Origin of the sequence: Brevundimonas diminuta ATCC 11568, from assembly GCF_000204035.1 — a bacterium.
In the GTDB taxonomy this organism is placed as follows: Bacteria; Pseudomonadota; Alphaproteobacteria; order Caulobacterales; family Caulobacteraceae; genus Brevundimonas; species Brevundimonas diminuta.
Map to the genome: position 1 here is coordinate 1,548,893 of NZ_GL883086.1, position 7,792 is coordinate 1,556,684.

Consider the following 7,792-nt stretch of genomic DNA (forward strand, 5'->3'; position numbering starts at 1 on the left):
GACGCGCCAGCGGCGTCCGCTCAGGCGCAGCGCCGGCGCATAGCCCATCGGCTCGATGACGCAGCCGCGCCCGTCGGTCCAGGTCGCGACGCGCGGCGGCGCGGCCTGATCCCAGGCGACGGTGACGGCGTTCCAAGCCATCTCGGCCTTCATGCTTCCGACCAGCGGCTGAAGCTCGGGATAGATGCCGACCAGCTCATTCGCCTCGACACTGGCGACCGTGCGCTCGCTCCCCGCCGCGCGCGCCGAATGCAGGGCGCTGCACACCGTCAACGCCTTATAGCCCGCCGCCAGGGTGCGGTGATTGGCGGAAGGCTCAGCCGTCTGGGCGAGGACCGTCGTCGGCAGGGCGAGGACGGCGGCGAGAACAAGCACACGGGACGCGATTTTCATGCGGCCACGCTTCAACGCCGCGCCCCGCCTGTCAACGCATTCCGGTCAGCCCAGCGCCTCGAACCGATCGATCAGACCTTCCAGTCGCTTGGTCCCGATGGTCCAGAAGGCCGGGTCGCGCGGGTTCAGGCCGAACGGCTTCAGCGCCTCGACATAGGTCCGCGCCCCGCCGCCCGACAGCAGGTCGCGATACAGGGGCGTAAAGGCCGCCGGATCCTTGGCCCGCGTCTCCATCAGCGCCGCGACCAGCAGGTCGCCGAACGCATAAGCGTAGACATAGAAGGGCGCGTGGACGAAGTGGCTGACATAGGCCCACCAGTCTTCATAGCCGGTCAGATCGACGGAGGGGCCGAGGCTGGCGCCCAGCTCCTCCATCCAGATCTCGCGGATGCGCTCGACTGGCACCTCGCCCGCCGCCCGCTCGTCATGGAAGCGCGTCTCGAAGCGGTGGAAGGCGATCTGGCGGACGACCGTGTTCAGCCCGTCCTCGATCCGGCCCGCCAGCAGGGCGCGCTGTTCGTCCGGCGTCGCCTCGGCCAGCAGGCGGTCGAAGGTCAGCCCCTCGGCGAAGATCGACGCCGTCTCGGCCAGCGTCAGCGGCGTATCGGCCAGCAGGCTGCCCTGCCCCGCCGCCAGCGTCTGGTGCACCCCGTGACCCAGTTCATGCGCCAGCGTCAGCACGTCGCGCCGCTCGCCCATCCAGTTCAGAAAGACATAGGGGTGCCGATCCGCCGTCACCGGGTGAGCATAGGCGCCGGACTGCTTGCCCGCCCGCGCCCGCGCATCGATCCACGGCCGGTCGAAGAACCAGCCCGCCCGCTCGGCGAAGTCCCGGCCCAGATCGGCGAAGCTGGACAGCACCACCTCGCGCCCGCCCGCCCAGTCATAGGCGCGCGACGCCGCCGCCTCGATCGGCGCATTGCGGTCCCAGTGGGCCAGCCGATCCTTGCCCATCGCCTTGGCCTTCAGCGCATAATAGCGATGCGCCAGACGCGGATAGGCTTCGGCCACCGCCTCGGCCATGGCGTCCACGCTCTCGCCGTCGACTTCATTGCCCAGGTGGCGGCTGTCGGCGGGGCGTTTGAAGCCGCGCTTGCGATCCTCCAGCGCCTTTTCGGCGGCGACGGTGTTCAGCACCATGGCCATGGTCCGGGCGATGCCGGAAAAGGCCGTCGACAGGCCCTCGCCCGCCGCCTGACGCTTGGCGCCGTCCGCGTCGCTGAGACGGTTCAGCCCCTCGGCCAGGGTCAGCTCCTCATCCCTCACCGGCGCGCGCAGCGCGGCCAGGGTCTCGTCGAACAGGCGCGGCCACTGCGCCTGAATCGGGCCGCGCTCAGCGATGAAGGTCTCCAGCTCGGCCGACAGTTCATGCGGCTTCATCGCCCGCACCCGGCGCAACCACGGGGCCCAGCGCGCGGCGGGCGCATGAGCCGTCAGCGCCGCCTCCACCGCCGCCTCGTCCAGCGCATTAATCTCCAGCGTCAGCCAGACGGTCGGGGTGGCGATGACGGTCAGCTTCTCGCGCACATCGGCCTCGAACCCCTGCGCCGCCGCATCCTCGCGATTGGTCGAGGCGGCGAGGAAGGCGTAGGCGCCCAAGGCCCCCATCACGTCCGCCGCCTGCTCATAAAGCCCGATCGCCTCGTCCAGCGCCCGACCCAGTTCGGCGCCCGACAGCGCGGCCAGCCGCCCCTGCCAGGCGTTCATCCGGTCGACCAACGCCCTGGCCCGCTCCAGATCGGCGGCGATGCGCGCATCCTCGCGCGAGGCGTAGAGGTCGGACAGATCCCACAGCGGGGCGTCGGCGAATTCGGTCGTTTTGACGGGCGCGTTCATGCCCTTGGTTGTGGAGAGACGAGGGGCGCGATGCAAGCCGCCCTTCTCTCAGCAGGTCAGCCTCAAACCAGGACGATGAAAAGCGTCTTCCCTTCGCCGTCAAAATCGAGCACTGTTCAAATATGACCCATACCGCCCCCGACCCCACCGGCCGCGCCTCGCTGGAAGGCGCGCGCGGGCTCGCCGCCATCCGCATCGGGATCGGTCTGATCCAGGGGCTGGTTCTCTATCTGCTGTATCGCTCGGCGTCGGACGCCACGGCCCTGGCCTGGCCCGCAACCCAGCCTTCGCTCTTCGCCGCCCTGGCGCTGGCGGCGGCGTTCGCGCCGATCATGCTGCTGGCGGGCGTCGGGCGGATGGGATGGAAGACGCTGGCGCTGTGGGGCGCGGTCGCGGCGGCGGTTCTGGCGCTGCTGGGCTGGCACGACGCAGCCCAGCAGGCGAGCGACTATTTCCGCCCGCCCTATCTGCGCTTCCCGGTCGTGGCCTTCGCCGCAGCCGCCCTGTTCATCGCCCATCACCTGATCGTTCCGGCCGTCCAAGGGCGACGCTGGATCGCCGACTACGACGACTATTTCGACACCGCTTGGAAGGCGGGCGTGCAACTGGTGCTGTCGCTGGGCTTCACCGGCGCCTTCTGGCTGCTGCTGTTCCTGGGCGCGGCCCTGTTCCGCGTCATCGGCCTCAGCTTCCTGAGCGACCTGTTGGGCGAGGAGTGGTTCTCCATCCCCGTCACCTGCCTGGTCTTCGCCGTGGCGGTGCAGCTGACCGACGTGCGCGGCGGCCTGATCCGGGGCGTGCGGACGGTGGCGCTGATGCTGTTGTCCTGGCTGCTGCTGGTCATCACCGTCCTGGTGGCGGGCTTCCTGGCCGCCCTGCCCTTCACCGGCCTGGACGGGCTGTGGAAGACGGGCAGCGCCACGGCCCTGGTGCTGTCGGCCGCCGCCGCCCTGATCGTGCTGATCAACACCGCCTATCAGGACGGGCGCGAGGACAATCTGCCGCCCGCCGCCCTGCGCCTGGCGGTGCGGGTCGCCTCGGTGCTGCTGACGCCGCTGATCCTGATCGCGCTCTGGGGCCTGTCCTTGCGTATCGGCCAGCACGGCCTGACGCCCGACCGCATCATCGCCTCGGCCTGCGCCCTGGTCGGCGTCCTCTACGCCGCCGGATACGGCTGGGCCGCCCTGTCGCCCCTGTGGCGCAAGACCGCCTGGATGAAGCCGCTGGAGCGCACCAACGTCCTGGCCGCCGTCCTGACGGTGCTGGTCATCCTCGCCCTGTTCAGCCCCCTGGCCGATCCGGCCCGCCTGTCGGTCAACGACCAGACCGCCCGGCTCAAGCGCGGCGCCGTCAGCGCGGCCCAGTTCGACTACGCCTTCCTGCGCTTCGGCGCGGGCAAGACGGGACGCGCGGCCCTGGCCGAGCTGGCGAAATCCTCCGACGCCGAGATCGCCCGTCGCGCCAAGGCGGCCCAGGCCGTGACCTCGCGCTATGACATAGAGGAAGCCGCCCTGCCCCCGCGCGCGCCGAACATCGCCCCGTGGCCGGAGGACAAGCCCCTGCCCGCCGCCTTCCTGGCCCCGGCGCCGTCCGGCGATCCGCGCTACGCCTGCAACAGCGACTACAAGTGCCTCGCCGCACAGCGCGACCTGAACGGCGACGGCCGCGACGAAATCCTGTTGGCGACCACTTACAGGATCGCCCTGTTCGCTCAGGGCGCCGACGGCCGCTGGGTCCATCAGGGCGACTATCAGGTTCCGCATTGTCCCGGTCCCGGCGGCCGCGATCTGCGCGAGTCGCTCAAGCACCCCGACCTGAAGACCGCCGCATCGCCCTGGCCCGATCTGAACATGGGCGCCGTGACCGGGCGGCTGCAGCCGGAAGCCGTCTGCCCGAAGCCCGCCCCCGTTAACCCCTGACTCAGGTCTCCGAAACCCGATCTTCATTCCCTCCGTTCTAGGGTTGTGTCGAAACGAGCCAGTCCCGACCCAATGAGGACGGCCGTTCGATGGTGATGTTGAAGGGTGTGCTCCAATGGCCAAGACCGTTCTGGTCGTCGACGATGATCCCACGCAGCGCCGCCTGATTCAGGCGGTGCTCGACCGTGAAGGCTATGCGGTCGTCCACGCCGAAAGCGGGGGCGAGGCCATCGACCGTCTGACCAAGGGCGGCGGCGCCGACGTGGTGCTTCTGGATCTCGTCATGCCCGGCCTGTCGGGCATGGAGGCCCTGGCCGAGATGCGCACGGCGGGCGTGGCCACGCCGGTCATCGTGCTGACGGCCAACGGCGGCATCGAGACGGTGGTCAAGGCCATGCAGGCCGGGGCCCAGGACTTCTTCGTCAAGCCGGTCGGCCCCGACCGCCTGCTGGTCGGCGTCCGCAACGCCCTGCAGATGACCCAGCTGACCGCCGAGATCGGCCGCCTGAAGAAGCGCGCCACGGGCCGCTCCTCCTTCGACGACATGGTCGGCGACAGCGAACCCATGCGGATGGTCAAGGCCCTGGGCCAGCGCGCGGCCAAGTCCTCCATCCCCGTGCTGATCACCGGCGAAAGCGGCGTCGGCAAGGAAGTCATCGCCCGCGCCCTGCACGGCGCCTCGGACCGGGCGGGCAAGCCCTTCGTGGCGGTCAACTGCGGCGCCCTGCCCGCCAATCTGGTCGAATCCATCCTGTTCGGCCACGAGAAGGGCGCCTTCACCGGCGCGCACGAAAAACACGCGGGCAAGTTCGTCGAGGCGAACGGCGGCACCCTGTTCCTGGACGAGATCGGCGAACTGCCGCTGGACATGCAGGTCAAGCTGCTGCGCGCCCTTCAGGAAGGCGAGGTCGACCCCGTCGGCGGCAAACGCCCGGTCAAGGTCGACGTCCGCATCGTCTCGGCCACCAATCGCGACCCGGCCCAACAGGTCAAGGAAGGCGCCTTCCGCGAAGACCTCTTCTATCGCCTGAACGTCTTCCCGATCGAGGCCCCGGCCCTGCGCGAACGACGCGAGGACATCCCGGCCCTGGTCGAGCACTTCATCGCCCGCTTCAACGTCGAGGAAGGCAAGCGCGTCGCGGGCTGCTCGCCCGAGACCCTGGCCCTGTTGCAGGGCCACGACTGGCCCGGCAACGTCCGCCAGTTGGAGAATGCGGTCTATCGCGCCCTGGTCCTGGCCGACTCGCCCCTGCTGCAGCCGCACGACTTCCCGGCCATCTCGGGCGTCGCCGTGCCGCTGGACGCCGTGGCCGCTCCCCCGAGCGGCGAGCACGCGCCCGCCTCGGCCTCCGAGTCCGTCTCGAGCGACGAGGACGCCCAGCACGACAGCCCGGTCCGCATCACCGATGACCGCGGCCACGTCCGCACACTGGAGCAGATCGAACGCGACCTGATCCAGCACGCCATCGAGGTCTACTCCGGCCACATGTCCGAAATCGCCCGCCGCCTGGGCATCGGCCGCTCCACCCTCTATCGCAAGGTCCGCGAACAGGGCCTTGAGGAACAGCTCAAGGAAGCCGGCTGAGAGGCCCGAAGACCACAGGCGCAGGAACCCTCGCGCGCGCCTGACGCTTCCCTAGTGGGATTTCACACAGGGGCTGCACCATGGACGCACATTTCCGACTGGACGGTCACGTCGCCCTGGTGACGGGCGCCGGGGCCGGAATCGGCCGCGCCATCGCCGAGACCTTCGCCGCGGCGGGCGCCGCCGTGGCCGTCACGGACCTGGATGCAGTCAAGGCCCTGGCCGTGGCGGACGGCGTGGTCCGGGCCGGCGGACGCGCGGTCGGCCTGGCCTGCGACGTCACCGACGAAGCCCAGCGCATCGCGACTGTCGAGGCCGTGGTCGCGGCCTTCGGCAAGCTGACCCTGCTGGTGAACAATGCGGGCGGCGGCGGCCCCAAGCCCTTCGACATGCCCATGAGCGATTTCGAGCGCGCCTATCAGCTCAACGTCTTCGCCCCCTTCCGCTTCATGCAACTGGCGGCGCCGCACATGCAGGACGCAGGCGGCGGGGCGATCCTGAACATCACCTCCATGGCCGGGGACAACAAGAACGCCCGCATGGCCTCCTACGGTTCGTCCAAGGCGGCGGTCAGTCATCTGACCCGCAACGTCGCCTTCGACCTGGGTCCGCGCGGCGTTCGCGTCAACGCCATCGCGCCAGGCGCGATCAAGACCGACGCCCTGGCCGGCGTCCTGACGCCCGAGATCGAACAGGCCATGCTCAAGCACACGCCGCTGGGCCGCCTGGGGCAGCCCGAGGACATCGCCCGCGCGGCCCTGTTCCTGTGCTCGCCCGCCGCGTCGTGGATCAGCGGCCAGATCCTGACCGTCTCCGGCGGCGGCGTTCAGGAACTGGACTGACCCACGATGCTTGAGGCTTCCAAACGGCGGCGGTTCCGGCCACAGGTCTACCCTCCAGTTCAACCGGGGGGAGCCCGCCATCTTGTTTCGTCATACCGCCGCCGTTCTGACCGTGGCGTCCGTCGTCGCCCTGACCGCCTGCTCCAACGCCGAGGGCCCGCCCTCGGCTGAAGCCGGCGCTTCCGCCCTTTCCAAGGCCGCCCTGCCGTCCGAGTGCGTGGATCACCCGCTTCTGGCGGCCATGCCGACGGCCCAGACCATCGCTGGCAAGCCGCTGACCGAGGTCGAGTGCCAGCCCTTCTCCGTCTCCATGACCTATGGCGAGCCGGGGACCAGCGCCGAAATCCTGCTGATCGATTCCAAGGCCCCCGTTCCCGAGGAAAGCGGCCCCATGTCCGGCCTGCTCGCCGCGGCTCAGGAGACCGCCTTCAAGAGCGTCGGCGCGGGCGTTGAAATGACCAAGGGCCTGCGCGAAGCGGCCCTGTCCTCCCCGCCCGCCCTGGCTTCGATCGGCGGCGAAGACTATCTGCCCGTGGTCATGGACGCTTCGTCCGGCGAGCCCATCGTCATCGGCGTCGAACCCAAGGATTCAGGCGGCCGCGTCGGCTCGGCGATGAGCGCGCTCAAGGGCCGCTACGGCCTGACCATCCATATCGAACAGGACGACCTGTCCGGCGCGGCGGCCGCCCGCACGGCCTATCAACCCTATCTGTCGGCCATGCGCCTGAACGCCCTGCCCTGAAAGCGATTGGAAGGGCGGCGGAGTTCGCCTCCGCCGCCCTTCGCCATCGTTTCGCTTTCCCGAGTCAGTTCCGGCTGACCGTCAGGGCGTAGGCGCCTTCCGACCCCCGACGCGCCGTGGCGCGAGGCTGGAACGGGGTGATGACATAGGTCGTGTCCTTGGCGGCCTTCAGCTCGGCCGTTTCGCCCTCGACCTCGCCCCGGAACACGGCCGCGCCGCTCTGGTCCGCCGCGTCGCTGATGTTGAAATACAGGTTGGTGTTGGACGGTTTGAAGGCGACTTTCAGCGTCTGTCCCGCCGCGACGGGTACGGCGTAGACCGGTGCCGCATAGCCCTTCACCGTTCCTTCCTTCGTCACCGATCCGGCCCGCTCGAAGGTCAGCACCTCCAGCGTGGAGCCTTCCTCGCGAACGAAGGCGCGCGCGGCGGCCTCGTCGACGACAGGCAGGGTCGGGACGGCGTTCGGCGTCGGGCT

General features: G+C 69.7%; 7 protein-coding genes. 4 read left to right on the plus strand and 3 right to left on the minus strand.

Going from position 1 to position 7,792, the window contains the following annotated elements:
• Together BDIM_RS18005 and BDIM_RS11345 are read right to left on the minus strand one after the other, a co-directional pair.
• Nucleotides 1-393, minus strand: a 393-nt coding sequence (locus tag BDIM_RS18005) for a hypothetical protein (protein WP_040345872.1), incomplete at its 3' end; no start/stop codon positions are given.
• 45 nt (nucleotides 394-438) lie between these two features.
• The gene (locus BDIM_RS11345; protein WP_003165742.1) at nucleotides 439-2,229 is read right to left on the minus strand and encodes a M3 family oligoendopeptidase; all 1,791 of its coding nucleotides are present in this window, start codon (nucleotides 2,227-2,229) and stop codon (nucleotides 439-441) included.
• Between the two features lie 122 nt (nucleotides 2,230-2,351).
• Between BDIM_RS11345 and BDIM_RS11350 the strand changes: the two genes are divergently transcribed.
• From BDIM_RS11350 to BDIM_RS11365, 4 genes are all read left to right on the plus strand, one after another.
• Nucleotides 2,352-4,148, plus strand: a complete 1,797-nt coding sequence (locus BDIM_RS11350) for a DUF4153 domain-containing protein (RefSeq protein ID WP_003165743.1) — start codon at nucleotides 2,352-2,354, stop codon at nucleotides 4,146-4,148.
• A gap of 115 nt (nucleotides 4,149-4,263) precedes the next feature.
• Nucleotides 4,264-5,733, plus strand: a complete 1,470-nt coding sequence (locus BDIM_RS11355) for a sigma-54-dependent transcriptional regulator (protein WP_003165744.1) — start codon at nucleotides 4,264-4,266, stop codon at nucleotides 5,731-5,733.
• 80 nt (nucleotides 5,734-5,813) lie between these two features.
• Complete coding sequence (gene hdhA / locus BDIM_RS11360) at nucleotides 5,814-6,575, plus strand: 7-alpha-hydroxysteroid dehydrogenase (protein ID WP_003165745.1); 762 nt, start codon at nucleotides 5,814-5,816, stop codon at nucleotides 6,573-6,575.
• A gap of 82 nt (nucleotides 6,576-6,657) precedes the next feature.
• Nucleotides 6,658-7,317, plus strand: a complete 660-nt coding sequence (locus tag BDIM_RS11365) for a hypothetical protein (protein WP_003165746.1) — start codon at nucleotides 6,658-6,660, stop codon at nucleotides 7,315-7,317.
• Between the two features lie 64 nt (nucleotides 7,318-7,381).
• On the opposite strand, the gene BDIM_RS11370 is transcribed toward BDIM_RS11365, so the two are convergent.
• Nucleotides 7,382-7,792: hypothetical protein (locus tag BDIM_RS11370; RefSeq protein ID WP_040345875.1), on the minus strand; the 411-nt coding region annotated here is incomplete at its 5' end.

Coding starts and splice junctions, on each gene's coding strand:
- BDIM_RS11345 (WP_003165742.1), bottom strand. CDS start 2,229: ATGAACGCGCCCGTCAAAACGACCGAATTCGCCGACGCCCCGCTGTGG.
- BDIM_RS11350 (WP_003165743.1), top strand. CDS start 2,352: ATGACCCATACCGCCCCCGACCCCACCGGCCGCGCCTCGCTGGAAGGC.
- BDIM_RS11355 (WP_003165744.1), top strand. CDS start 4,264: ATGGCCAAGACCGTTCTGGTCGTCGACGATGATCCCACGCAGCGCCGC.
- hdhA (WP_003165745.1), top strand. CDS start 5,814: ATGGACGCACATTTCCGACTGGACGGTCACGTCGCCCTGGTGACGGGC.